28 protein-coding genes are annotated in these 26,074 nt (G+C 33.9%); 10 read left to right on the top strand and 18 right to left on the bottom strand.

What is annotated here, in order from left to right; translation table 11 throughout:
- Positions 1 to 56: 56 nt before the first annotated feature.
- Both F960_RS12235 and F960_RS12230 read right to left on the bottom strand, forming a co-directional pair.
- A complete protein-coding gene (locus tag F960_RS12235; protein WP_004865571.1) occupies positions 57 to 371 on the bottom strand; it encodes an ArsR/SmtB family transcription factor in 315 nt (104 codons plus the stop codon).
- 1,355 nt (positions 372 to 1,726) lie between these two features.
- A complete protein-coding gene (locus F960_RS12230; protein ID WP_004856465.1) occupies positions 1,727 to 3,061 on the bottom strand; it encodes an ISNCY family transposase in 1,335 nt (444 codons plus the stop codon).
- 727 nt (positions 3,062 to 3,788) lie between these two features.
- Here F960_RS12230 and F960_RS12225 point away from each other — a divergent pair.
- Entirely contained in the window at positions 3,789 to 4,091 is a 303-nt protein-coding gene (locus tag F960_RS12225) for a type II toxin-antitoxin system RelE/ParE family toxin (RefSeq protein ID WP_004865570.1), read from the top strand.
- Positions 4,092 to 4,373, top strand: a complete 282-nt coding sequence (locus F960_RS12220; protein WP_000985609.1) for an addiction module antidote protein — start codon at positions 4,092 to 4,094, stop codon at positions 4,371 to 4,373.
- Positions 4,374 to 4,572: 199 nt separating this feature from the next.
- Here the strand turns inward: F960_RS12220 and F960_RS12215 are convergent, their stop codons facing one another.
- Entirely contained in the window at positions 4,573 to 5,010 is a 438-nt protein-coding gene (locus F960_RS12215) for a hypothetical protein (RefSeq protein WP_004865567.1), read from the bottom strand.
- Positions 5,011 to 5,014: 4 nt separating this feature from the next.
- Positions 5,015 to 5,263: a hypothetical protein gene (locus tag F960_RS12210; RefSeq protein ID WP_004865566.1), complete on the bottom strand. Its 249-nt coding sequence runs from the start codon at positions 5,261 to 5,263 to the stop codon at positions 5,015 to 5,017.
- 121 nt (positions 5,264 to 5,384) lie between these two features.
- On the opposite strand from F960_RS12210, the gene F960_RS12205 reads away from it, so the two are divergent.
- Positions 5,385 to 5,579 (top strand): hypothetical protein, encoded by a 195-nt coding sequence (locus F960_RS12205; RefSeq protein ID WP_004865564.1) that lies wholly within the window; start codon positions 5,385 to 5,387, stop codon positions 5,577 to 5,579.
- Between the two features lie 385 nt (positions 5,580 to 5,964).
- Here F960_RS12205 and F960_RS12200 read toward each other — a convergent pair whose 3' ends face one another.
- A complete protein-coding gene (locus tag F960_RS12200; protein ID WP_004865560.1) occupies positions 5,965 to 6,486 on the bottom strand; it encodes a hypothetical protein in 522 nt (173 codons plus the stop codon).
- Positions 6,487 to 6,540: 54 nt separating this feature from the next.
- Between F960_RS12200 and F960_RS12195 the strand changes: the two genes are divergently transcribed.
- The gene (locus tag F960_RS12195; protein ID WP_004865559.1) at positions 6,541 to 6,867 is read left to right on the top strand and encodes a HEAT repeat domain-containing protein; all 327 of its coding nucleotides are present in this window, start codon (positions 6,541 to 6,543) and stop codon (positions 6,865 to 6,867) included.
- 556 nt (positions 6,868 to 7,423) lie between these two features.
- Here F960_RS12195 and F960_RS12190 read toward each other — a convergent pair.
- The 7 genes from F960_RS12190 to F960_RS12160 form a co-directional block, all read right to left on the bottom strand.
- A complete protein-coding gene (locus F960_RS12190; protein ID WP_004865554.1) occupies positions 7,424 to 8,740 on the bottom strand; it encodes a zonular occludens toxin domain-containing protein in 1,317 nt (438 codons plus the stop codon).
- A gap of 70 nt (positions 8,741 to 8,810) precedes the next feature.
- Positions 8,811 to 9,095, bottom strand: a complete 285-nt coding sequence (locus tag F960_RS12185; RefSeq protein WP_004865553.1) for a DUF2523 family protein — start codon at positions 9,093 to 9,095, stop codon at positions 8,811 to 8,813.
- Complete coding sequence (locus tag F960_RS22745) at positions 9,095 to 10,141, bottom strand: virulence factor TspB C-terminal domain-related protein (RefSeq protein ID WP_004865551.1); 1,047 nt, start codon at positions 10,139 to 10,141, stop codon at positions 9,095 to 9,097. The genes F960_RS12185 and F960_RS22745 overlap by 1 nt, the downstream gene beginning before the upstream one ends.
- A 111-nt stretch (positions 10,142 to 10,252) precedes the next feature.
- Positions 10,253 to 10,495, bottom strand: a complete 243-nt coding sequence (locus F960_RS12175; RefSeq protein ID WP_004865549.1) for a hypothetical protein — start codon at positions 10,493 to 10,495, stop codon at positions 10,253 to 10,255.
- 315 nt (positions 10,496 to 10,810) lie between these two features.
- On the bottom strand, positions 10,811 to 11,119 hold the full coding sequence (locus tag F960_RS12170; protein ID WP_004865546.1) for a hypothetical protein: 309 nt from the start codon (positions 11,117 to 11,119) through the stop codon (positions 10,811 to 10,813).
- A complete protein-coding gene (locus F960_RS12165) occupies positions 11,109 to 12,599 on the bottom strand; it encodes a replication initiation factor domain-containing protein (protein WP_004865545.1) in 1,491 nt (496 codons plus the stop codon). The genes F960_RS12170 and F960_RS12165 overlap by 11 nt, the downstream gene beginning before the upstream one ends.
- Positions 12,600 to 12,601: 2 nt before the next feature.
- Positions 12,602 to 12,796 carry a hypothetical protein gene (locus tag F960_RS12160; RefSeq protein ID WP_020846660.1) on the bottom strand — a complete coding sequence of 65 codons (195 nt, stop codon included), beginning with the start codon at positions 12,794 to 12,796 and terminating at the stop codon, positions 12,602 to 12,604.
- 182 nt (positions 12,797 to 12,978) lie between these two features.
- Here F960_RS12160 and F960_RS12155 point away from each other — a divergent pair, with 182 nt between their 5' ends.
- A complete protein-coding gene (locus F960_RS12155; protein ID WP_020846659.1) occupies positions 12,979 to 13,185 on the top strand; it encodes a hypothetical protein in 207 nt (68 codons plus the stop codon).
- A 773-nt stretch (positions 13,186 to 13,958) separates the two neighbouring features.
- Positions 13,959 to 14,657 carry a hypothetical protein gene (locus tag F960_RS12150; RefSeq protein ID WP_004865541.1) on the top strand — a complete coding sequence of 233 codons (699 nt, stop codon included), beginning with the start codon at positions 13,959 to 13,961 and terminating at the stop codon, positions 14,655 to 14,657.
- A gap of 426 nt (positions 14,658 to 15,083) precedes the next feature.
- On the opposite strand, the gene F960_RS12145 is transcribed toward F960_RS12150, so the two are convergent.
- From F960_RS12145 to F960_RS12130, 4 genes are all read right to left on the bottom strand, one after another.
- Positions 15,084 to 15,884 carry a sulfite exporter TauE/SafE family protein gene (locus F960_RS12145; RefSeq protein WP_004865540.1) on the bottom strand — a complete coding sequence of 267 codons (801 nt, stop codon included), beginning with the start codon at positions 15,882 to 15,884 and terminating at the stop codon, positions 15,084 to 15,086.
- 36 nt (positions 15,885 to 15,920) lie between these two features.
- Positions 15,921 to 16,412: a flavin reductase gene (locus F960_RS12140; RefSeq protein ID WP_004865538.1), complete on the bottom strand. Its 492-nt coding sequence runs from the start codon at positions 16,410 to 16,412 to the stop codon at positions 15,921 to 15,923.
- A gap of 322 nt (positions 16,413 to 16,734) precedes the next feature.
- Positions 16,735 to 17,766, bottom strand: coding sequence for a methionine synthase (locus F960_RS12135; RefSeq protein WP_004865535.1), 1,032 nt, complete (start codon positions 17,764 to 17,766; stop codon positions 16,735 to 16,737).
- A gap of 315 nt (positions 17,767 to 18,081) precedes the next feature.
- Positions 18,082 to 19,089 (bottom strand): DUF1852 domain-containing protein, encoded by a 1,008-nt coding sequence (locus F960_RS12130; RefSeq protein ID WP_004865533.1) that lies wholly within the window; start codon positions 19,087 to 19,089, stop codon positions 18,082 to 18,084.
- Between the two features lie 1,030 nt (positions 19,090 to 20,119).
- Between F960_RS12130 and F960_RS22110 the strand changes: the two genes are divergently transcribed.
- Positions 20,120 to 20,230: a hypothetical protein gene (locus F960_RS22110; RefSeq protein WP_004865530.1), complete on the top strand. Its 111-nt coding sequence runs from the start codon at positions 20,120 to 20,122 to the stop codon at positions 20,228 to 20,230.
- A 117-nt stretch (positions 20,231 to 20,347) separates the two neighbouring features.
- Here F960_RS22110 and F960_RS12125 read toward each other — a convergent pair whose 3' ends face one another.
- A complete protein-coding gene (locus tag F960_RS12125; RefSeq protein WP_004865529.1) occupies positions 20,348 to 21,148 on the bottom strand; it encodes a hypothetical protein in 801 nt (266 codons plus the stop codon).
- A 320-nt stretch (positions 21,149 to 21,468) separates the two neighbouring features.
- On the opposite strand from F960_RS12125, the gene F960_RS12120 reads away from it, so the two are divergent.
- From F960_RS12120 to F960_RS12110, 3 genes are all read left to right on the top strand, one after another.
- Positions 21,469 to 22,899: an aminotransferase-like domain-containing protein gene (locus tag F960_RS12120; RefSeq protein ID WP_004865527.1), complete on the top strand. Its 1,431-nt coding sequence runs from the start codon at positions 21,469 to 21,471 to the stop codon at positions 22,897 to 22,899.
- Positions 22,900 to 22,938: 39 nt separating this feature from the next.
- A complete protein-coding gene (locus F960_RS12115) occupies positions 22,939 to 23,616 on the top strand; it encodes a cupin domain-containing protein (RefSeq protein WP_004865525.1) in 678 nt (225 codons plus the stop codon).
- 92 nt (positions 23,617 to 23,708) lie between these two features.
- Positions 23,709 to 24,764, top strand: coding sequence for an LD-carboxypeptidase (locus F960_RS12110; protein WP_004865524.1), 1,056 nt, complete (start codon positions 23,709 to 23,711; stop codon positions 24,762 to 24,764).
- 290 nt (positions 24,765 to 25,054) lie between these two features.
- Here F960_RS12110 and F960_RS12105 read toward each other — a convergent pair whose 3' ends face one another.
- Positions 25,055 to 26,047, bottom strand: coding sequence for a DUF6607 family protein (locus tag F960_RS12105; RefSeq protein WP_004865522.1), 993 nt, complete (start codon positions 26,045 to 26,047; stop codon positions 25,055 to 25,057).
- Positions 26,048 to 26,074 lie beyond the last annotated feature (27 nt).

The following is a 26,074-nucleotide window of genomic DNA, read 5'->3' as shown; positions in this document are numbered from 1 at the left end:
AGTCTGGAAGACTCCCAATTTCATTTTAAAGTATTATCTATTGAATAAATAATACTTTATTTATCATTTGGACAATACAATGTATATAACGTATTTAAGACGATCGTTAGTTTTTCATCCTTAATCGAATAAAAAATTTGTTTCCCATCTCGGCGAGTTTGCACTACATCACTTTTACGTAACATCATTAGTTGCTGAGAGAGGGTAGGTTGTAAAATTTGTGTTTTATCTTCAATCTGAGAAACATTCAATTCTTCATGTGCTAAATGACATAAAATAACCAGACGATCCGTGTTTGCTAAAGACTTGATAATATTAACAACTGATGCAGCAGATTCACGCATTGCATCAATTTCTAGAGTATTTTTCATAAAACCACCAAAAACAGCCAAATTTATTATAACAACTGAGGTTTTGAAGAAATGGTTTAAACGACAATATTGATATTCTTTTTTATGCAAAGTTTATCAAAAATCTTTATATAGCCCCTTAATAAAGATATCGTTTATTTAATTTAATATAAATGTGATTTAAACCACATTAATGCTAATTAACCAAATCTACATCATCCATATCTAAAAGAATTAAAACTTGTCATATTCAACATACGCGCTTAGGACATAAAAAAAACAGAATCTTATAATCGCGACACATTTGATTTAAAAATAAGCAATTTGGTCATATAAATCTATAGATATTAGATGACATTACTATATTTTCGATTAAATGTTAATCAATAATGTCTTGATAAATAGGTCTTTTTATATAAAATATGTTTAAATTTAATTGAACAATAATATATTTTAAATATTGATATTTGTTCACTTTTACACTCCTTGCTTAAATGTTATGATTGATCATACAATTTATTATAAATCGTTTGTTATTGTAATTAAAGGATTTAAAATATTCAATATCACACATAACTAATTTATTATTACAGTTTATTTAGATAAAATAAGACTTAATAATATTTAATATAAATATAAAAAACATATATATAATTTTATTAAAAATACAAACTTTCATACAATTGTGTGTTTAGTATAAAAAAATCAAATTACAATTTTTTTTGTGAAAAAATTACTTAACAAAACAACTATTTTTTAAAAAGCTAAAACAATGAAATGTATTTGTTTTAAATAGAATTAATTTGATTACACATAGTCAGTAGATTCTCTAAAAATCGCATGTAGAGATAATGATTTATTTTGCATAAAATATATAAATCGCATGGTAAATCACATTTAAATGGGAGGTAAATCCATAAGTTTGAATTCTAAATAACTTTTTTTCAATATTACGATTTTCAATGTGTGTATGTCGGGTGAATATTGCTGTAAATGCTTGAGTTAGTGGTAGGCGTAAAAGGATGCTGTATGCATATTTGTGAATATCGATGACGCTAAGCTGTTCATGTTTAGGGGATAAAGCTCCAGAGTTGGGCAAAACATTTAGTGTTAAATCATGAGTACAGATGATTGAGGTACACCAATTTAAACTGATTGCGTGTTATGCAATGTTTTCGAATAGTTGCAGCCGTGACTTATATAAAGTTAATTTATCTTCATAGTTAAGATTTGGTTTTAAAGTTTCTTTGTGCAATCAAATGGATGAAATGAAGTTAGCTATAAAGATAAGTATATGAGTACTCAATAAATAAATATCAATTTGTTATTCACCAATTAAAATGTCTATGCGAAAAACCATTTAAAATGTCCTGTTTTTAACTACAAGAGTCAAGTACAGGATTCAACTTTCTTTGTTTAATAATATTTTTCTGAGCTCTACGACTCGGCATACTTTTCTTGAGACGGGAACGTTTATTCTGTTTCTCCAATTCCTCATGTTGCTGCTGGATATGGGCCAGGACCGAACCTAATCTTTTATTCTCAACCACATCATTCTGCTGTAGTCCAGCCAGTTTATTGAAGACTCTATAGTTGATCTTCCGTCCTTCATGCATGATTGCCACAGTACCATCCGGGTACTCCAGAAATGAAATGTATTGCCCAACAAGCTTATGATTCAGCTCTGTCGGTTCAAGCATATAAATACACTTGTCATAGGTCAGGGTCAGATTCTTGGTGACCTTACGCGGTTCCTGCCAGGTAAAAATATCATCCAGTTCAAGATCAGATTCGGTTAATGGCCGATGCAGGTTCTTTGAGTTTCGCGCACATTTGGCGAACTTCTGATTGAACTGCTCAATAAAGCAGGGTAACCATATATTGGCCTCTGCAATCGAACCGATGCCTTCCAGGCGCATCTCTTTGATCAGACGGTCCTGAAGGGTTCTGTTGGCACGTTCCACACGACCTTTGGCTTGGGGTGAGTTGGCAAAGATAATATCGATGTTCAAATTATTCAGAATCCGCCCAAATTGCGTAATCTGGCTGTCTTGCCTGGATTTTTTATTAACTCTGAATACCGAATGCTTGTCGCTATAAAAGGCTAGAGGTTTGCCGTATTGTTCAATGTAGGCTCGGGTTGAAAGCATGTAGTCAAAGGTCGTTTCAGCCTCACAAAAGCGCAGATGCAACAGCTTTCCAGTAGCATCATCGATATAAACCAACAAGCAGCATTTTGCAGCTCGACCTTCAAACCAGTCATGATATGAGCCATCAATTTGGATCAGTTCACCGAAGCAATCCCGGTTATAACGTGGCTGATATGGACGCTTCAGGCGCTTGGATCGCGGAATCCACAGGTCATTGGCCGTCATCCAGCGCCGAAGCGTTTCTACCGGGATATTCAGGTCAAACATGCTGCTGAGCTTCTCATGCGCCAAGGTGGGTCCAAAGCCCAGCAAATGTTCAGCAATAATGGAAAGGCACTTTGATTTTAACAAGTCATCATGGCGACGATGGCCAGGTTGACCACGACTGGCATGTGCCATACCTGAGACACCATCTTGATTGAGCTTCTGCAATAACCGGGTAATTTGACGGGTGGAAAGATTTAGGATTTCAGCAGCACGGACCTGGGTAATACGATGATCTCGAACGTCTTGCAGAACTGCAAGCCGTTGAATTTCTTTGTCAGACATAGTGATCAGCATCTATATTTATATCCAGTCCATGGTGATAAAAACCATCATAAACTAGACATTTTTATTGGTGAGAATATAGACACTTTAAATGGGTTCTAACACAATTATTTCGCATAAGGTGTATTATGTTAATTTTAAGAAAACTAAAGATTTTTAAAGGATACTTATGGAATTTCTGATCTTTATTTTATTGATTGCTGTTTGAATTATTTTTCTTAAAATCAAGAAAAGAAACCTAAAGTAAATGATGTGGGTCATTCGTCCACTTTTGAAATTTAGCCCTACAAATGAATATTAATTGCAAAATAAGTTTGTGCTCACCTTTTCTCAGATAAAGATTCTTTAATTTTTTCCATAATAAACAATTAAATAGCTTACTACTTCTAAATTCTATACCAATTAAAAAAATTTACAGTTAATTAAAACTTAATAAAAACCTAAACTTGTAAAAGAATTCAAATATCAGTTACTTAATGCTCAGAAAAATATTATTATTGTGTGATTAATGTTTAATATTTGTGGTTTTTATGTTTTGGATTCTTATAGCAATTCTAGTTTTGATTAGTGCACTATTAATTATTTCTATGGTGAAGGAATATCTTAGAAATCCTTTCAGATAAATGACTCAATTTTAATCTATTTAACATAATGGGCGTTATACGAAATTCACAGTTTCGAGCCCCAAATATCAAGTTTATTTCTTGCATAAACGTATCCTATAGGATACATTCTACTTATGTACTCAATATATACCACTGAAGTCTTTGATGACTGGTTCACCAAGTTAAAAGACCCGCAGGCAAAAAGACGCATACAAGTCCGAATTGATCGGGTTGAAGATGGAAACTTTGGAGATACTGAGCCGGTCGGTGAAGGTGTTTCTGAATTACGTTTCTTCTTTGGGCCAGGCTATAGGATTTATTACTGCAAGCAAGGGCAAAGGGTTGTTATTCTCTTAGCAGGCGGAGATAAGTCTACGCAAAGTAAAGATATAAAACTTGCCCTGCAATTGGCACAAGATTTAGAGGAGGAGCTATAAATGGCTATTAAACTTCGCAAATGGGACAGTGCTGAGCATCTTAAAACAGAGGATGATATGCAGGCTTACTTACAAGCATGTATTGAAGAATCTAATGGCGATGCCGCATTCATTGCAAAGGCTTTAGGTAACATTGCAAAAGCTAAAGGAATGGCTCAATTATCACGAGATACAGGCTTAGGCCGAGAAAGTCTTTACAAAGCACTTTCTGGTGATGTTAACCCTAGTTTTGATACTGTGATTAAAGTTGTAAAAGCACTGAATTTACGCTTAGCAATTTAAAAAAAGTTATTAAAAAATGGAGCTTTAGGCTCCATTTTTTAATTTCGTATAATGTATATTATGTTAAATAGAATATCTAAGACTGTGGCCTACACAACTTGTTTGTTGCCACAGCTCAGTAACGTGATGATCTACAATTATACATCACGTTACTGAGTATCCTAATGAACATAATCTAAGTTATGCCGAAATCAGATCGCTACTCGACTTGCGTATTAGTCGAGCCTACGCAAGTCTGCGTGGCTATGACCTCTATGTCTGGGTACATGATGCATATTTGGTCAATCGTTTCCCGCATATTATAAATTGGGGGTTGAATATCTTGCTTGGCAGTTGATTCTGTCGTGTTTACCAACACTTTGGCTATTTTATGTTCAAAGGTTTGAATGACTGAATTGTTTTGAGGTTGCTTCTGCTTTTTAGTGATGAGCTGTTGGCAATAGTTCAATTTGTTTTGAACAATACCATTCAAATAATCTTTAAGATTTTGGCAAACACGAAGATCAATTTCTGAATATGTGGCAGCTAAGACAATTTCATCCATGATGGATTGTGATTGTTCATAGACTTCTGTCAGTTGATGAATATTTTGATCGAAGTCTTGGATTTTATTAATCAGTTCCCATGCCTTGTCCATTACCCTACTCTCCTAGAAATTCACGAATTTCAGCATTGGCTTTTTTATAGGTTTCTAAATGAGCATCAATGAGTGAGTAGTCATAGGACCAATCACTTGCAACTACTGCTAAATGTTCAAGACATTGTTCTGTAGATTCCGCAGGACAACATACGTCTAAGCATGGATGACCATGTTCAGCAACAATCTTGGCAACTTGATTGAAAGCAGCCTGGATGAAATCGAGATGATTTTGGAACGCTATAGCAGTCATAGTTACCTTATTTAAAAGTTACCAATTTATAGTTGGGATTAAATCATTTTAAAAGTAACTTTACAACTTTAAATTAAGTTTAAAATAAAACTAAGTTACTTTTTAACGTGGAATCAAAGTTATGGCTAAGGTTTATAAAATTCGAGATGACGAAGTTGACAGCATCAAAGAAGCTTTGATGAAGTTCGTCATTGAGAAAAAAGTTTTAATGAAAGAATCTGATGTAATTCATGCTCTTATCAAGTATCACCTTAAGAATCTAAAGGCTGATGAAGTTATAAAATATCGCGAAGAAGTACTTGATAAGATAGATTAATCTAGATTCAAACCACCAATGAAACTATGCCCCGTTTGAGAGTATTCATTAATGTTTAAAGGGTGGCAAATTGAGATAAATCTTTAAAAACCAATATGATATATATTGGATATGCAAGATATATAGTCTTGCAATGCAAGATATATAATTTTGTTTTTTGAAATCTTTAAAAAATAATGACTTAAGCTTTTTTGTTATCGAAATGTAAAAATGATAAGAGTCCACCATTAGATAGCGCGGACTCTTTTTTATCGTTACTTTCTATCATCCTTTACAGTTTTGTGATCAACTATTTTTCTCCCTTCTAAAGAAGTAACCAGTGTTGGACCATCCTTTATCACTGGAGGTTTTTGATGAGGTTTAGTTTGAGAGTCTTTCTGTTTCGTCATTTCGTTGCAACCATTGTTAAAAATATTAAAAAAATTGTTATAACAAAAGATAACATTGCTACTTTTATCTCCGTATAACCTTCTAGCATTGATTCTGACTTATCTGCATTTATATTTCTATAGTTAACAACACCTTCATCATAAAGGTTTGATAAATAGATATAAACTGAAGCTAGAGGATAATTATCAAACATCTCTATAAGTTCTTTATCTGAAGGCATCTTTGAGGTTTCTCTTAACTTAAGACTCTTAAAAATAGAAAGCCATGCAAAGCAAAACATTAAAAAAGTAAAGCAAATAAAAAAAACAATTATAGCGAATAACAAACAATTAATATTTTCATTGGAAATACTAAGAAATTTCCCAACAATAATAGTATAAGCAGTTATAACTATGGTTAATGAAGTCAAGTACTTAGATGATTTATCTTCTAACTTTGAGTATCTACTACGTTCATCATCATATTGCACCTTCTGATAGTCAAATAAAGCTTTATATTTTTCAGTATCATATGACATATGCAAAAGCCCCTGAAATATTTTAAATTATAGTTTATTTAAAAAGGAAAAGTCATGTCTGAAGATATTATAAAATCAACTTTGTTGAGTATTATTAATGCAGGAGCTGGAAGAACACAGGAGGAACGAATTGCCGCTATAATTGCGTTAGGTAACTATTCTATAGATAATAAAAAATGTATCCCATTTTTTATCCAAATTATTGAAACCAAAATTGGTAAAAGTAAAGAAGAAAGGCTTGCTGCAATCAGTGTGTTAGGTAATGTTGGAGGAAATGAAGCACAAGATTTTCTTATAAAAATAATTAATTCCAAACCTAAATATAATAAAGAGGAACGCATAGCAGCAATTAATGCACTGGGTTATATTAGGTCATTCTGAAGTCGCATAACTTTATTTTATGTTAAATAGAATATCTAAAGACTGTAGCCTACACACGCTACTGTTGTCACAGCTCAGCAACGTGAATCCACACAATTATATTCACGTTGCCGAGTATTCTAAGTAACATAATATTCGTTATGCCGAAATCCTGCGCTTATCTAAGCCTATAAATATGATGATCTAATTTTATAAATAATAATTTTAGCCTTTCTATTTCGTCATAATTATCTACATCTAATTCCCTCGCTAGATCCAAATATTTTTCGAGTGAATCACGCATAAATATGTAATCTGATTTTTGTAATGCCCCAATATTGCGATCATAAAAGTATGTTCTGTAGATGTGCCGATTTACCATAAAACAGCCCTATTGATCATATTTTGTGCATCGCTACCCGCATATTATAGACTGCTCATACCGTGTTAAAAATCTGCGGTCGCTAATCATTCCGCACAGCTACATGATTGCTCACTTGATTTTGTAATGTAATCAACAGGGAAAGATGCTCGAATTTTCTCAGTTCGCTTCGTTAACACTCAGCTCTATTAATAATTACAGCGCATTTGCTCCATTTATTGCATATTTATTGTGTGTAAGCGTCGGAGTTTCTTGAACATAATTATTTGCATATTGAACATCTTGAGTGCGATCAAATGTTTGATTTTGTTGCGTAGAACTATTTACAAATGTTTCTGTACTTACAAAACCAGACCGACCAAATTGATTGTTAGTTGCAAAATAATTGAACGGTTTTTCACCAGAAAACCAGCGTTTACAAACAGTTGAATCAACATTCATGCGATTACCTTGTTGATCAAATGCATAATACTTTCCGTCATATTTAGCACAACCTGATACACGCGGAAAATCAGTCACCTGCACGTTTATTCGTTCTGATATTTGTGTGTCGTACGGATCATTTGGATTGTAAGAAATAGGATAATTACCTGAATTATTGAGTGAATTGTATTGATTTTTTGAAATTTCCAAGCATTCAGGATTATTTATATTTTCAAGTTTTTTACATTCTGTTTGCTGTTTTTCTTTTCTCATTTCTCTTAATTGGTCAACAGTGATTCCAAGACTTTGGGCTTGTAATTCTTCAAGTTTTTTCTTGGTCGGATCATCACTATCAAGATGTACAATTTGTGGCTTAACTTCCTGATTTGATTTAATAGTTTCTTCAGTTTTTTGTTTTTCCTTCTTACCAAATAGCCCGAAAAATGTTGTATCAGAAGCTTTAGAATAACCAAAATAAAACAATAAAAGTGGTATACAAGCGAATACTATATATTTAATCGGAAATGTAAATTTTACGTTATGTTTTTCGGATGACACATAAAATTTATAAAGATGCTTTGGATATTTCCAAAGTGTCTTATTAAGAGCCGAATCAGCAGAACTTTTAGAAAATGTTGTTATGGCTTCGCCAAACTCCCAGATAACAGCCATATCCATACCGAATTTACGACGCATAATATAATGTGTTGAAACAGCAGCTAAAACGTCCGCATGCAATAAATTAGGCTTTTGGGTAATGAGATAGATATCAAAACCGAAATGACCATGTAAAAGTAATGATGTTCCAATTTCTCTAACTTGCGCCATTTTATCCTTATCACGAATTAAATTTCGATCTGAAAAAGCTGGATGTTCATGTGCTTCATCCCAAATTACAACACTATCGTTGGGCAGATCGCGCCAGTCAAAAGGATGATCTATATTTGATGAAACTGAAATAACACCATCTATTTTTATGCCGATAATATTTGTATAAACAATCCGACCCTCATTAAGTCGCTCAAAAATGATTTTGATTGCTCGAAGTGTTTTACCTGTTCTGGGTGGTGCCGAAATTAAATAAAGCATTTAATTACCTCATCAAAATTTCTCGCTGTCGCGCGTCGGTCGGGCGGTCGCATGCTCCTACTCCTCGCGCTCAGCTCGAACTTTTTCCTAATGCTAACTTTGCCGATTTAATAAAAGCAGCTATGCCAACTGCTGACATGATGATTGATAAACCTTGTGGAATATTTAAAACGCCAAGTACCCCAAGAATGTCCGAAGGAATATTATGAAATAGCCCAAACATGGCATTTTGAGCCTGTTTTACTAAGTCATTAATCCATGTGTAAGATAGAAAAGCGAGACCAGCACCGAGTAATAAACGTGCGACTAATGAAGAAGTAAAAGCAACCAAAATTGTTATAAGTATCTGCGGCATTATGATTTACTCGCAATTATATAAGCACCTGTTAAATATGAAAATATCAATATAAACAAACCGAACATTGATAAATATTCACACCAGGTAGAAAAACTAAAAGTATAAGAAAATGATTGTCGTCCAAGTAAATTCATAGATAAAGTACGATCTTGAGGACATTGTTTGTAAGAACCAAAGGCATTTGTATCTAAACTTTGTTTAGAAAGTTCCTGATCTGGTGGCTTATTATCACCAAACATTGATGTATCTGCTTCACCAAATAGCCAATCTTTTATCTCTCCTAATGTATTGAAAATACTGTCTAAAACTCCTGTATAGTCTTTACCAGAGCCATTGTTATTATTTGTTTTATCACCATCACCACCTCCTGAGCCACCATTATTATTTGTCGTGTTATTTGTCGTATTGTTATTTGTCGTATTGTTATTTGTCGTATTGTTATTTGTCGTATCCCCACCTCCAGAACCTGAACCATCCCCACTTCCAGAACTTGAACCATCCCCACTTCCAGAACCTGAACCATCCCCACTTCCAGAACTTGAACCATCCCCACTTCCAGAACCTGAACCATCCCCACTTCCAGAGCTTGAACCAGAACCACTTCCAGAACCTGCACCACTTCCAGAATTTGAACCAGTACCATTTCCAGAACCTGAACTAGTACATTTACCTCCTGAAGAAATTGCACTACAGGTCATACCTGGTTCATCCTCATGCTCAATATCGACACATGATTTATACAAAGCATATTGGCAACCATCTATACAGATATAATCAGGGCTATCGACAGGAACTTTTACTGTAACTTCTTGAGCTGAGGGGCATGTAGGTTCTGCTATATAACATTGGTAATTTGAGCCATCTGGCCTAGCACAAATCATGCGTCCATTATCTAAAATTCTAAAATTTGCACCTACCCCAAAAAGTTTAGTACAGGCATCTTGACCTGTTGGACCGAAAGCAGAACCACATTGATAATCAGCATTAACAGAACTACAGATAATAAGTAAATGAAAAATGAATAAATATTTAAAAAATCTCATAAAAATTCTCCAAATATTTAATTACTTTAAAAGTCTAAAAAAGGCTAATAAAAGAATGCCTAAAATTATCCAATTCAAATCAGATTCATTCATTTTATTAGCCTCAATTGATTAACGACTAAAGAAGCCGATAACTTTACGAGCACCAAAAATTACTACAGCAATACCTAGCGCCCAGACTGCACCAGTTTCAATATTAGAAGTAGCGTCAGAACCACTTAAAGCCCCTGATACATCAAGAGAAGCAAATGAATTTGAAGAAAATAATGCCGTTGAAAGCACAGCCCCAGTACCATACGTTTTTAAGTTATTAGAGTTAATAAGTCTTAAACGCTTAGATGTATTTTTACCCATGATAAAAACCCCTTATTTAAAAAGTCGAATTAGTTCACGTACAACAAAAACCAATCCAAATATGCAGATAGCCCACAGCAAAATTGTGTCTCTATCTGCGGTTGCTAAATTTGGCAAAAAACTAGTTTCCTGCCATTCTGTACATACGCCCTCGACTAGTGTCTTGCAGTTGTATGCCATTTCTTAGAATCCTTTATTTTTGATCACAATTTCTTTTATGATCTTCAATTTGTCCACGATGCCAGTACGTGCCACAAAACGGACACACAATTGGATAATTCATAGCACGTGGACAAAAGTTGAAATTTACATTAATCATGTGCCTGATTTCGCTTGTTGTGTCTGTTTTTGAGGCACTAAATCTTTAAGAATCAATGTTGAATTTTTACCGTTTGATACTTGTTGCAAAACCACATCGGCAGTAAGTGGGAATTGTAAGTGTTTGATTTTTTCAAAGTTATCAGAAGTGCCCCATTTAATTGACTCGCCGACTTCACCGACAAAATTGTCACCTTCCTGCAAATCAGCTTTATAAAAAATCGTAGTGCTATCAAATTGAACACCGTTGAAAACACCTTTAGAGCTTTTTGCACCCAAAATCACGTAGGTTGAATTAAATAGCATGGATAAAATCCTTATAAGCAGTTTGATTAAGCAGAGAAACACCCTCAAATAACGGATAAGATTCATCTACTTGTGTATTAATAATTGGCTGATTTATTCTCAAAGCTTGCATAACAGCAACATGAGAGAAATTGAGACGTTTTGGTACTTCATCTTTATCAGATGAAATCAGGTTTAAAAGTACATCGTCATTGATGAACTTTCTAAATTGACGTATGTATTTGCCGAATTGTGTTTTTACAATTTCTAAGGCTTTATCTACATTTATTTTGGCTTGTTTTTCAACAAGTTGACATTTTTCAGGTGCGGTAAAATCTTGTAATTTATTACACAAGGAATCTAAAGCAGGATATGCACCCTTGAAGTATGTAGAGGGTGATAAAAGTACATCTAAAGGCAAATAACGATCACTGGATTTAAGTTCTAATTCAAGACGTGTCCAAAGACTAATTGAATCGCCCTCTTTTTTACCCCGTTCATAACATCTTAAAAACTTTGAAGATTCACGGTTACCGACAGTAAATGTTAAGCCCTTGCCGTTGATGCGTTTCCAGTCGCCCAATTTATTAATTTCAGGATTACGGCCACCACAAAAAAACTGGTCTTCATTATCCCATTGGTCACACATTTGAACTGAAACAAACTCACTTTCGAAATCATCAAATGCAATGTCTACACGGTTGAGTTTTGGATTTTTTGCTTGATATTTTAGGAACTTATATAGCTGTTCATTCCAACCCTTTCGAGCCAAAGCACAACCCGTTCCGTTTATTTGGACACGTACACGATTATTTGTATTTCCGTACAAAACCATGCCTAAATTATCTTGTAAATCATATCCATACTTGTCAAAACGAATACCGCATTTACGCTTCTGAGCTATACCAAATCCAAAGATTTCAAAAAGCAATTGATCTAACCATGTTTCTATTGCATCACCGACTGAGAGATCAACTAAATCAGGTGCAAGATAAGCGTATTTATCACCAAATGTGCTAACGCAAAAACTAAAAGTCACCCAGTCCAGACCGACAATATTGTTTTCGATTGGCGTACAACGTAGAACGGGTAAAACGCCCTTCGGGGTAGAAATTAACTTGTAGTTATCTAAATGACGTGGAAAAGCCTGTGATTCAGATGATTTTTGTGTATCCGCTACCCCCATATTATAAAAGGGGGTCTCTGAGGGACTTACTGCCGTGTTTTTTGCGGGTATGGCTATTTTTTGTACGAATATATCAGCGATAGATTGGTCATCTTTTTTCTTTAGTTGAACTGCCGATTTTTCAAATGCTGATAACTTATTTCGAGTTATGCCATCCAGCATATTTCGAAGTATTTGTGAATCTGAAACTGAAACATCACCAAATGCAGTACGTGCATAAATTTCGTCAGAAATGTCTTTTTGACGGTCAAAGATTTCAGGAAGTGCTAAAAATGTTTGATCGAAATCATGGATTTGAGAAAGGATAACTTTCATGACTACTCTTCCCCGAATGCTTCAATTAATTCTTGATTTGATTGTTTGTATAAAACGGCATAGGCATCTATGACAGATGGGTCATAAGACCAGTCATGAGCAACAGCAGCCAAATGAAAAAGGCACTTTTCAGCAGAAATCGCAGGCGTTAAAGCATCTAAACAACTTTGACCGTGATCAGAAACGATCTTGGCCACACTTTCAAAAGCGCACTGTATGAATTCTTGTCTTGAATTAAAGTTTAGTAATTCTTTGCCACACATTTCACACCATCACAATGTTGCACGTAACATTTTGGGTAAAACATAACATAGTTGCTTGTAACACTACAACTTGTGACACAATAACACCATCACATTAAACAATGTTTGGTCGTTACATGAAAAAGATTGATTTATCAAAGACATATAGAGTTAGAGGGGAATTTGTCGAGGATATTAAAGACAAATCACTCGATTTTATTATTGAAACAAAGGAAAGAATTGAGGAAGCTGATGTTATCAATGCATTGATTTATAAGCATTTAAATCAATTAACCGCAAAAGATGTAACAAAATATATTGAAGAAATAAAAAAAGGAAATTGATTATCCTCCGAGTGGATATTGATTACTAACGAAGCGTTGCGACGCGAGCGGAGCATCGCTAATCTGCCGTTAAAGGACAAACGGACTTGTAATCAAGGAAGATAATCAAAAAATTTAAATTGTGCCTGTTCGTAGGTAGACGCTTGCCCTCTTAATTCAAAGAATAATATATGTAATATTTTGCAAGTTTACTATTCAAGTGAATGTTATTATTAAATCATAAGTTATTGTTTTTTATATTATTGATTAGATTCTCCGGGATAAAAATTAGATCCGGGGATCGATGAGCACTTGGAATAAAATGTCAGTTGCTTGGATGTCGCATAACGAATCTATTATGTTAAATAGAATATCTAAAGACTGTAGCCTACACACGCTACTGTTGTCACAGCTCGGCAACGTGAATCCACACAATTATATTCACGTTGCCGAGTATTCTAAGGAACATAATATAAGTTATGCAGAAATCCGAACGTTTCTCGACTTGCGTACAAACAGCTTGCACAAATACCTGCATGGCTCTTGCCAACACTCCTAAGAGCTTACGTTTGCCTGCTTTTAATTTATGTTAAGCATTTCTTTTGCTGTTAAGATTGTGTTCGTAAACAAGTTGATATGCTGCTCTGTTTTTAACTCTTTTGGCTGCGTCATTGTTTTGATAAAATTATTTCAAAATAGAAACTATTAAAATTTAACCCAAATCAACAATCATTCAGCATTTATACAAAGCCCCGTGTATATTAGGCTAGTTTTATTCTTTCACTGATTTAAATATGAAAAATAGTCTTTTTGATCACGATCAAATTGGTATCGTTTCGACTTTTTCCGAACTTGTAGATTTACATTTTCAAGGAAAAATGAACGCCATTTGCTGGCATAGAAATTTGCTGGGTGATTTTAAAGAGATTGTAGATAAACTTGAGTTAAAAGATGATATTACTGAAGTTTCTATTGAGGATCTTCTTGCATTAAAACTCACTGAAAACGGTCAGCTAGCTCGGCAAGTAATTTTACAAGATATCAAATCACTCAGTGATTTTGGAGCATTGCCCTGCCTCAATTTACTTAAAAAGTATGAACGAGATGACGAGTTTGATTTCATTTCAACCGATGTTTATTCATATCATGTCGATCGATCGCCTATAGAAACTGATACTTTTTTATGTACTTATTATGGTGCAGCGAGTGATATTTTGCCGAATGATCAAGTTGAACAAAAAATTTTGATTCCTGAGATTCGAGAAAAACTTCGACAGTTACATGGTGGTCCTGAAGCTGAATTTGAGCATTTTCTAGAAGAATATTTCTTTGATTTGCACTATCAAGCAAAATCTGGAGCACAGTCTATAAATTTAGGTTTAGGGCATATTTGGCGATTGGCAGTAGATCATCCCGCGAAGCAAGTTCTACCTTGTGTTCATCGTGCACCAGTTGAAAATAAAGGTGAATATCGCTTACTTTTGATTTGTTAATAATTGATTTAATAGAGTTCTTTCATAAATTAAAAAATGATCAGGTATTTTGAAGAAAAGTATCATACAGTCACATTTGCCGTGAGTCATTTAATTTACTTTGCGTAGACAATCTTTCTTACTTTGTTTTTGGACAAATGAGAAATATATTTCGCAAGAAAACCATTGTCGAACAAATGGGCATACATCCTGAGCAATTTTTAAAGCACTGCTTTAAAAAATGCGGAACCCCCTTGTTCGACGGACGGCATCCTGCCTTAATTGAAAATTCTATTATGCTTTGAAGCAAAATGTGACTTATGCAAGAACTCTAATAGACTTTTTACAAAAAATAATTATTTTAAGTGAAATAAATCAATTTATTTATAAGAATGAAATTTTCTAAATATCTGTATCTACTTAGATACAGATATTTAATTGGATTAACTAAGCCAAGCTTTTAAAAAGAAAAAAGCAGCCTACAACAAACAACATGATGGCAAAACATTTTTTAAGCATACTTGGTGAAAGTATATGTGCTGCTTTTGCGCCGATCTTGGCGGTAAAGAAGCTCATTAGACTGATTCCAAAAAATGCATAAATATGAATAAAACCAATGGTATTTGGTACATTGATTTGTTCTTTCATGCCAAAGAACATAAAACCTAAAGCACCTGCGATTGCGATCGGTAAACCACAAGCAGCCGAAGTTCCGACCGCTTTTTGCATGACCACGCCTGAGTGGTTAAGGTAAGGTACAGTCAAGCTCCCACCTCCAATACCAAAAATTGCTGATGCAACACCGATCCCAGTTCCTGCAGCGACTTGTGCAGCAGTAGATGGTAAAGCTTTATTTTCATCGACAACTTTTTTGGCACCCATAAACATGCTGTAAGCAACCCAGATTACAAACACTCCGATGACCAACTGTAGATGTTCACGAGAAAGTAAGCCTGCGATACCAGCACCTAAAAATGATCCAATAACCAGTCCGGGAGCTAGGTTTTTAAAGACTGGCCAAAGCACTGCACCATTTTTATTGTGTGCCATCAATGAGCTGATCGATGTCACAATAATCGTTGCTAATGATGTTCCTAAGGCTAAGTGCATCACAACGGCTGGGTCATAGCCCATTTGGGTAAACACGACATATAAAATTGGGACGATGACTAACCCACCACCGACACCAAATAGACCCGCAGCAAATCCAGCTAATGCGCCGATTGCTAAAAATATGATTAATTCCACGATGTACTGACTTAATTGATTGTGTATAACCGGGAATTAAGCGATTTCGACTTGTCCAACCTCATGATATGCACGATTAAAATACACCAAACTTTGTTCTTGATGGTTATGTTGAATCGCAACAATTGGACAAATAAAAATAGTATGTGTTCCCACTTCTTGAATTTGTTCAATCTGACAATCAAAACTCACTAAAGCATCTTCTAAAACAGGTGCACCAGTTTCCAATTCTGTCCATTTTCCGTATTTAAAACGTTCTTCTGAACTCATTTTAGATGCAAAAACATTGGAAAGTTGTTGATGCTGTGCGCCAAGCACATTCACAGTTAGAATTTTATTTTCTACAAAATGCGCATGCGAACGTGATGATTTATTCATACACACCAATAAAGTTGGCGGTGTATCTGTCACGCTACATACAGCAGAAGCTGTAAATCCATGATAGCCTGACTTCCCTACCGTGGTCACAACATTGACTGCACTGGTTAACGAAGACATTGCATTTTTAAAGTCTGTAGCTTCAATCATCACTGTGTTCCTATATCGAACCTTGCTTTTATATCGCTATGCGTTTGTGGATAGCTATATTATCTGAATGAGTTTTGAATAGAAATGATGCTTTCACTTTTCGCATTTTTTAACAGCTGAGCTATACATCGAGGTTATATAGATCAAAGATTTAAAATTATTGTAAATAATCAAAATTTGTTTAAAAACAGAATCTTGAAAACTGTGTAGAATAATCTTAAATATTTATGTAGAAATACGGTTGAGATCAGAGGATGCCAGTCTAATCGTATAATTACTTATTGATTAAACAGCGATCCTCACATCATTGTCTTGCAGAAGATTAGGCAGATAATTCTTTACGAATGATTTCTGCGCCAGCGCTTAAAGCATTAAGCTTACCACGTGCAACTTCACGAGATAAAGGAGCCATACCACAGTTAGTTGAAGGATAAAGTTTATCCGCATCTACAAACTGAAGTGCTTTACGTAATGTGTTCGCTACTTCTTCAGGTGTTTCAATTTGATTAGTTGCAACATCAATTGCACCAACCATCACTTTTTTACCACGAATCAATTCAATCAGATCCATGGGTACACGTGAATTTTGACATTCTAAAGACACAATATCAATTTTAGATTGTTGCAATTTAGGGAATGCTTCTTCGTATTGACGCCATTCAGAACCTAAAGTCTTTTTCCAATCTGTGTTTGCTTTGATACCATAACCATAGCAGATATGCACAGCTGTTTCACATTTAAGACCTTCAAGTGCTCGCTCTAAAGTCGCAACACCCCAGTCATTTACTTCATCAAAGAATACATTAAATGCTGGTTCATCAAATTGGATAATATCCACGCCTGCAGCTTCTAGCTCACGCGCTTCTTGGTTGAGGATTTTTGCAAATTCCCAAGCCAATTTTTCACGGCTTTTGTAATGACCATCATACAATGTATCAATCATCGTCATTGGACCAGGCAAAGCCCATTTAATCGGTTGATCTGTCAAAGAGCGTAAAAATTTGGCATCTTCAACAAAAACAGGCTTTTCACGAGCAACATCACCAACAACAGATGGAACACTAGCATCATAACGATTACGAATACGCACAGTTTCACGCTTTTCAAAATCAACACCGCTTAGGTGCTCAATAAAAGTCGTTACAAAGTGTTGGCGAGTTTGCTCACCGTCACTAACGATGTCGATGCCCGCTTGTTGTTGCTCGTGTAATGACAAACGTAATGCGTCAAGTTTACCGTCAGTCAACTCTTGATCTTGCAATTTCCAAGCAGACCAAAGTTTTTCTGGTTCTGCAAGCCAAGATGGTTTTGGAAGGCTGCCAGCGGTTGATGTCGGTAGTAAAATTTTCTTCATTTCTAATCTTCTGAATTTAATAAGTTAATTAGGGTCTGTTGACATTTCAAATTGGTTGCGACGATGAGTATTTTTTAGATGGTATGAGGCGTAGATTGAGAAATTTAGTCATCTAAATGATCAAGCTACAACGAAATAGCATCAAAAAATACTCTCGTCCCACAGGGTTGTAGCTAAAATTATCTCAGGCTTCGTTACGAAATTTGAAAATGGTCTCGCCATTCTCTGCATTTCGTGCCTTGCCTGCTCAATTTTAGCTAACAACGCAATTCAGTTGTGAAATATCAACAGACCCTATATGTTTGGTAAATAAAATTATGCGGCTTGAGTTTCAGTCGTTTTATTTTCTACTGAAAATTTGGCAGCCCACTGCTCAAGAATATCTTTATATGGTTTGATAAAGTTTTCTTCAGTCCATTTACCTTGTTTTACTGCCAACTGACCACGTTCAACACGGTCGTATACAATTTGAGTCAATGAATAATCAGGGAATTCAAGACTTGGTTGATACACCTCAGCAGCCGCTGCATTTGCATTGTAAATTTCAGGGCGATAGATTTTTTGGAATGTTTCCATGGTACTAATCGCACTGATCAACTCAATATCAGTATAGTCACGCAACAAATCACCGCTAAAGTAAAATGCTAATGGCGCAACTGCATTTGCAGGCATGAAATAACGTACTTGTAAGCCCATTTTTTTGAAATATTCATCAGTACGTGAATATTCATTTTGTTTGTATTCCACACCAAGTACAGGATGTTGATTGCCTGTACGGTAATATTTTTTAGAAGTTGAAACACTTAAACAAGTTACAGGTTGTTTTTCAAATTCAGCTTTAAATACTTCAGAATTAACTAAATATTGATAAAGTTTACCGTGGAGATCACCAAAACCTTCAGGTTTATCAGAATCATGAGGACCACTGAAATAAGCTGGCAAAACAACACTAAAGTCATAATCACGAACATAAGATGAAAAACTGTTGCCGATCATGCCTTCAAGACGTTCATTGGTTTGATGATCAACAATAGTACTTTTCAACATTTCGATGAATGGGAAAGTTTCACCGTTACCCTCAATATCGATATCCGCAGAAATGATGTCCAATTCGATTGAATAACGATTGCCTTCTGGATTATCCCAGTTAGCTAAAGCGTTGAAACGGTTATTCATCATTCTTAAAGTATTGCGCAAGTTTTCTTGACGAAACTCACCACGGGCTAAGTTTGCAAAGTTAGTGGTTAGACGTGTGCTGTCTGCTGGAAGATAGTTCTCATCAAAACGAATACGTTTAATTGAACATGCAAATTCTTTACTCATGGTGCTACTGCCTAATTTCTAAATCTAAATTTCTTCAATGGAGATATTTATACTTGAAGCAATACATGAATAAAAATGATTTAATCTAAGTCTAAGATGAGTGAAATTCACTTATGTGTTTTTTGTTATATTTATTAGATATTTATGAGTTAAGAAAATGGATAAGAAATCAGAAAAATGATGAAAATATTTTATTGCGTATATTTTTTTACTGTGTAGCTTCCGTTAAATACTTGCTATAGCTGTGTTTACAGTAAATATGAAGACTTAGAAAAGTATTGATCTAGGTAATCCTTAAAAGTCTAAAAGAGTACGTCTCGATCGGATCATTTTTATAAACTAACGATCTTTTTAGAAATATGCAGTGAATTATATTCATTTTAATATTTCAAGATGTCAGTTCATTCACTTTTTTAGACTCCTAGATGAACATAGAAATTTCCCCTCATCCTAAGCTTTTTCTCACTACGTCTTACGCTGCTACCAAATCAGTACTTTGATTTTTACTCATGAGGAAGAGACTTTATATATTAGAGTTATTACGTAAGTCATATTTTCCTCAATATTTTAATCATTTTGCTTTAAAACTTAATAAAATTTGTAATTAAGGCAGGATGCCGTTCGTTGGTCTAGGGGGTTCCGCAATTTTTAAAGCAGTGCTTTAAAAATTGCTCAGGATGTATGCCCATTTGTTCGACAAATGGTTTTCTTGCGAAATATATTTCTCATTTGTCCGAAAACAAAGTAAGGAAGTTGTCTACGCAAAGTAAATTAAATGACTCATAGCAAATGTGACTGTATGATAATTTTTACCCCAATACCCGATCATTTTATTTTAATGCTTTTTTTGATAATTCCTACCAAGTTTCTTTCTATTTTTAAAATTAAACAATGTGAATAATTTAGAAATAAAAAACTAATTAAAATAACCTGGATACATTATATAAAATATTAATTTATCCAAATAATTTATTGACAAAAATAGTAAAAAATGTTTTTATATTGATATTAATTGAATGAGGAATTTATTATGAATTTTTTTAAAAAGAAAAACAAAGCAAGTTTTGTTTTCTTTATCATTACACTCTACTCTTTCTTAGGATTTGGTTTGGGTTATATTATCTGGGAGTTTTTAAAATAGAGATGAACTTTCCCTATGAATAATAAATGAAATTAAAGATAAAAATAAGTAATTAAAATTTATATCAATAATAATGGATTAATTATAAAAATAAAACGCTAAAAAGTAGCATATCTCTTATAAAAACAAATTCTTATTTTGCAATCTTGTTTGAATGTATTCCCCATAAACTGACATTTTCTCATGAATATGCTCTGAATAAAACATATCTTCAACTAGATTGGTTGCCTGAAAATGTTCATAGCCATTGCAGATTTGTACCAAAGGTGCATTCACTATAGAAAAACTTTGACATAAATTAATATATGTTTGGTCTTTATTTTTAAACAATAATTTCTCCAAATTTATATTATCCAAATCAATATTGGTATTAATTTTATTATTTAACACATGTATTTTTAATTTAAATAGTTTTTCAATATTGCTAATACATTCACTATTTAAATTTATCTTTGTTATGATAAATATATTTGATAAATCACTTCGACATAATGCATTAATTAATGAGAAATATATAAAATCCTCTTCACTAAAATCCCAAGGGTTAATATCCAAGTATAGATTGAGATTTTTTATAATACTGTCTGATTTTAACTTTGGAGATTTGTCAGCTTTATAATAACAATTTAATATATTTAAAATTACTTCAGATCTTTGTGTATGATAATAAACTCTATTATTTAAATTCGATAAAATGAAGCCTGAAAAAAGATAAGCAATATCTAGAGAGTTCTCTACAACCTTCGGTTGTATGATATAAGTCGTGTTTTCTTTGGATAAACCACGTAAGACTTTAGCGCGTAACAACGCTGCTTCCAAATTGAAAAACTTTTGCTCCAAATACTTTTCAGCAATACTTGAAAACGTATGCCCTTCGATCAAAGTTGAGATTGTGTTAAGTTCTGGAGTCAAAAACATTGTGCTAATACCTTAGATTACGCATTTATTTTCTATTAAAAAAAAGACAATTGATAGCAACAGTTTTGATTAAAAAAAATATAACAGATTTTTGCTTGTTGCAAATTCTGTTATATTTTAAATTATCCTAATTTTTACATTTTTCATATAAGCAATTGTATTTGCTCATATATATTTAATTTACCATAAAGTCTTCATAGGCTCATTTTTAATTTTTTCTGAAATTACTGCAATAATTGTATTATTTATCATATGATTTAATCCTTAGCGCATTATCGTTATGGTCTATCCTCCCTTTCATATTTTGAGCCATAAATTTTATGTATAAATCTGAGCAACTGGCAGCAAGTTTAAGGAATCTTATAGAAAATGGTTATTGGAAAGAAAATGAGAAATTACCCTCTTTAAGACAACAAGTGGAAACGTCTGGTTTCAGTCTAATTACGGTAATGAATGCTTATCAAGAACTTGAAGCACAAGGATTGATTTATTCTTTAGAAAAGAAAGGCTATTTTATAAAAGAAAAAAATATCAAAGAAAATCATCCAAATAACATTGTGATGAATGATAATATTAAAATTAACTCTACTGTTTTCAAATATTTAAAGTCAATTCAATCAGACAATATTATCCCTTTTGGTTCAGCATTTCCTGATAGTCAGTTGTTATATTCTGCCAAATTAATGCAAATGCTAGGGCAGAAAACCAAAGATCAAAGTACATATCAACAAACGCCAAGTCTACCTCCTGGGCATTTTGAGCTACGTAAACAAATTGCTCAAAGGTATAGCATGCAGGGAATTGTGACAGATCCGTCGGATATCGTCATCACTTCTGGTGGTTTAGATGCCCTCAACTTATCTTTACAAGTCCTCACCCAGCCCGGTGATTATATTCTGTTGCAAGAAACAACTTTTTATGGAGCTTGGCAGGCTGCTGAACATTTAGGACTCAAAGTAATTTCCATACCAGATCATCCTGAAGGTTTTGATTTAGAGGCTTTTAAAAATGCGATTGAAATTTATCCGATCAAAGTTTGTTGGTTGATGTTAAACAGTCAAAATCCAATAGGTTACACAGTAAGTGATGAGCTTAAATATGAAATAGCGAAAATATTACATGAAAAAGAAATCTATTTGATCGAAGATGATGTGTATGAAGAGCTTTATTTTGATCAAAAAAAACCGTTATCTATGAAATATTTTGATCAACAAAATAGAGTCTTACATTGCTCATCATTTTCAAAAACATTAGGTGCAGTCTTTCGTGTAGGATGGGTGTACGCGGGGCCATTCACAGAGCATATTCAACACTTACAATTGATGCAAACCCTTTCCGTCAATCCATTGATTCAAAGTACTTTATCTGAATATTTATCACATCGACATTATGAAAAGCATCTAAAAAATCTACGTAAAAATTTAAAACGATTAAAGCTACAATATTTTCAATTTTTTAAAGATCATCTTCCTGAAAATTGTACTATTGAATACTTCCCATCAGGATATTTTCTATGGATTATATTGCCTAAAAATATGAATAGTCATGTGATCTATAACCAGCTTATTTTGAAAAAAATAAGTATTGCTCCAAGTTCCTTGTTTACACGCAATAGACTTTCAAATCAAATACGTGTTAATTGTTCTTTTGAAATATCTGAAAATATTCAATATGCTTTAGATCAGCTTATACAATGTGTGCAAATGGAAAACGACTCTTTAAACACTGGGCAAGATCAAAGTATTGTTTGATCTTTATAATAAGTTTCACTGTGTGCATAGGGCGAAGCGATGAAAATAAATGATGATTTTAACCAGTCTTATCTGCTCGATTCTGATCAATACCAATGGATTGCATCACCTCAAACAGGTATAGAGCGTGTAATGCTCGATCGTATTGGTCATGAAAAAGCACGTGCAACAAGTATTGTCCGTTATGCTCCGCAATCTTTTTTTCCTGAGCATTCTCATCCCAATGGTGAAGAAATATTTGTACTCGAAGGTGTATTTACAGAGGATAAAATCGATTATCCCGCAGGATATTACTTACGTAATCCTCATGGCTCATCACATAGCCCTTCCAGCCAAGATGGTGCTTTGATTTTTGTAAAATTGCGTCAAATGGATCAGGAAGATCAGGCCTTTGTTCGGATAGATACAAATTTGCGGAATTGCTGGCATACAATGAACATCGCTGGGCAAAGCAATCCAGTCAAAGTTTGCTCTTTATTTAAAAATGATCATGAAAACGTAGCATTATATTTATTTGAAAATAATCACTTTATTGAGACGGAATCAGATTGTTATACTGAAATATTGATCATAGAAGGAGCACTGTGCTGTGATCAAGTCATATATCCTGAAAAAAGCTGGATGCGTTTAGCAAAAGGATCAAATAAGTCCTTATTTTGTGTGAATGATCGTGTAGAGATTTATATGAAAACCCTTAAATATCAAATCAATTTATAAATATCTTTAATGAATTTTGTTACATAATGCTAGAAAGTCTTTAAGTAAATAATTTGTTGATTAAAATAATGATTTGTCATTTTAGAGATGAAATGAATTTTTTTAGACAATTCTCCTTTTTGATCATTAGTTTATTCTTTTCATATCAAACAGTTTCAGCCAAAGAAACGATTTATTTGATCTCAAGTTCATCTGCCTATGATGAAAAATATATTCCAATGATCACCCAAGCTTTTGAAAAAAATGGATTTGCAGTCAATACTCAATATCTAGATCAGCAGCTTTCTGATTTTGGATATGTAAATACAGACCATGAACGTGCGATCAATTTAATCAATGCACTTACCGATGATCAGGTGAAATACCTTTGGTTCGTACGTGGGGGTTCGGGAGCTTTAAATCTTTTACCTGAACTTCAAAATCATGTGAATATTTTACGGAAAAGTAATGCTAAAATTTTGATTGGTTTTAGTGATGTGACAGCCATTCATTATTTTATAAACCACAGCCTAGCATGGAAGTCTGTACACGGCGCTTCAGCAGCTTCAAGTAAAATTATTGATGCAGTACCACCGGTACAAACACTTGAGAATCAAGTCATCAGCCAAGATGAAGCCAATCAAGATGCTGTTTCGGAAAATGAAAATCAAAAAAATGCTATCGAAGAAATTTTCAAAACGATACAAAATGGCTTGCAGTATTCGGGTCTACTTCCTCTAAATACAAGTGCTAAAAACAGTCATCTTTCAGGTAATTTGACAGGTGGAAATATGACATTGGTTCAGACTTTATTTTCAACTTCGTTTGAAAAAAGTTGGAACAATCAAGTAATCTTATTGGAAGATGTGAATGTAACCTATAAACAACTTGATCGAATTTTGCATCAAATTTCATATAAAAAAGACTTTAAACCCAAGGCAATTGTCTTTGGACAATTTTATCCTGCTAAAACCAATGATGGTGAGCGCCTGATCTATAAAGAAGTTATTCGTTCCTATGCAGAAAGGACGAATATTCCTGTTTTTTATTATCCTTATTTTGGTCATGGTAAAGTCAATAAACCATTTATTTTGGGTGAAAAAGCAACTATCTCTTGTAAAAATGGTTCAGATTATTGCCAAATTCAACAAGATAAAATAGAACAGTAGATAACTTGCATAAATAGATTTTAGATTGACTTTATTTTTACAATGCAATTCCCTCTCCTTTTAAAGAATGAGGAACATTTTCCACAGCAGGGAGAGGATTCTATTATAAATTTTCCCTCATCCTAACCTTCTCCCAAAAGAAGAAGGAACCTCCTACATTAACTTTCAAAATTATAAATGATTGTATATTTTCGATTTATGAAAGAGATCTAGTGAATTAAATACGATCCGCAATAAAGTTTTAGTTACACGAAACCCTAAGATACTTAAAGTTTCGTGTAACAGCATTTTTAGTGAATCTGCCCTGTAGTCAACTCTTTATTTAGGAGTTGTTTAACTTCAAGATTCACCTGTTTTTCTGTTGATTTTTTCCCAGCAAATTGTTTAGCCTGTGAGAAGAAATGCATATAATGTGCATCTTTATCATCCTCTTTTTGACGTGTAAAACGTAGGCCTAAAACTTCATTTTGCTGAAATGCAGAATCCCAAGCTTGTCTTACTGCGCTCCAATATGTTTTATTTTTCTCCCAATATTGATATGCGGGTTTAAAATCAACACCTTGAACCTTCACATAAGTATTCACACCGATTTCACGAGCAATTGCTGATTCTGAACCGATATCATATTTGATATTATCTTGCTCATGCACCCAGCCATTTGCTGTGATTGCTTGACGGTTTACGCCTGCAACAACATCGTAATCATCACGTGTTGTCAGCTCTCGACGTGGTAGTGGTCGATCTGTTTGATTTGATGTCCAAGCTTCAATACCGTGGTCATTCGTCCATTCGCCAAGACTTGCATAACGCGGAGAATCATCAACTTGCCATACTGTTTGCAACCATTTTCCTTTGCTTTCTTCGCTTGATAATTCAACCTTTTTCCATTGATAATTACCAATATAAGTCCACATTTCTTTAGGTTGGTATTGCCAGTCTTGTCGCCAATGTTTTACCACATGCTGGTCAACCATGAGCAAATGTTGCAATACAACTTTATCAGGCGTATTTTCCAGTACGATCACCGCCTCATAACCTTTAGATAAATCAGGCTTCTTATTTTCATACCCAGACTTAGTCGAATATAGCTCTTCAAAACGGAAATTTACTTGATATTCCCCTGCCATTTTTAAAATAGCATCATGCGCTTGTTGTTGATCAAGTGCATGATTAAATTGGTTCTGTTGAATCATCGTAGTCGTCTGAGTCGGAGTTGCCGCAAATGTGTTATTTAACCCTGATAACGCAATAATGCTAAACAAGGCAATTGGTTTAATGTTCATTGAAATATTCACTGTATATGTAGATTA

Origin of the sequence: Acinetobacter gerneri DSM 14967 = CIP 107464 = MTCC 9824, from assembly GCF_000368565.1 — a bacterium.
Taxonomy (GTDB): domain Bacteria; phylum Pseudomonadota; class Gammaproteobacteria; order Pseudomonadales; family Moraxellaceae; genus Acinetobacter; species Acinetobacter gerneri.
The sequence above is the reverse complement of the archived record's forward strand: the minus strand, read 5'-3'. Positions and strand labels throughout refer to the sequence as shown.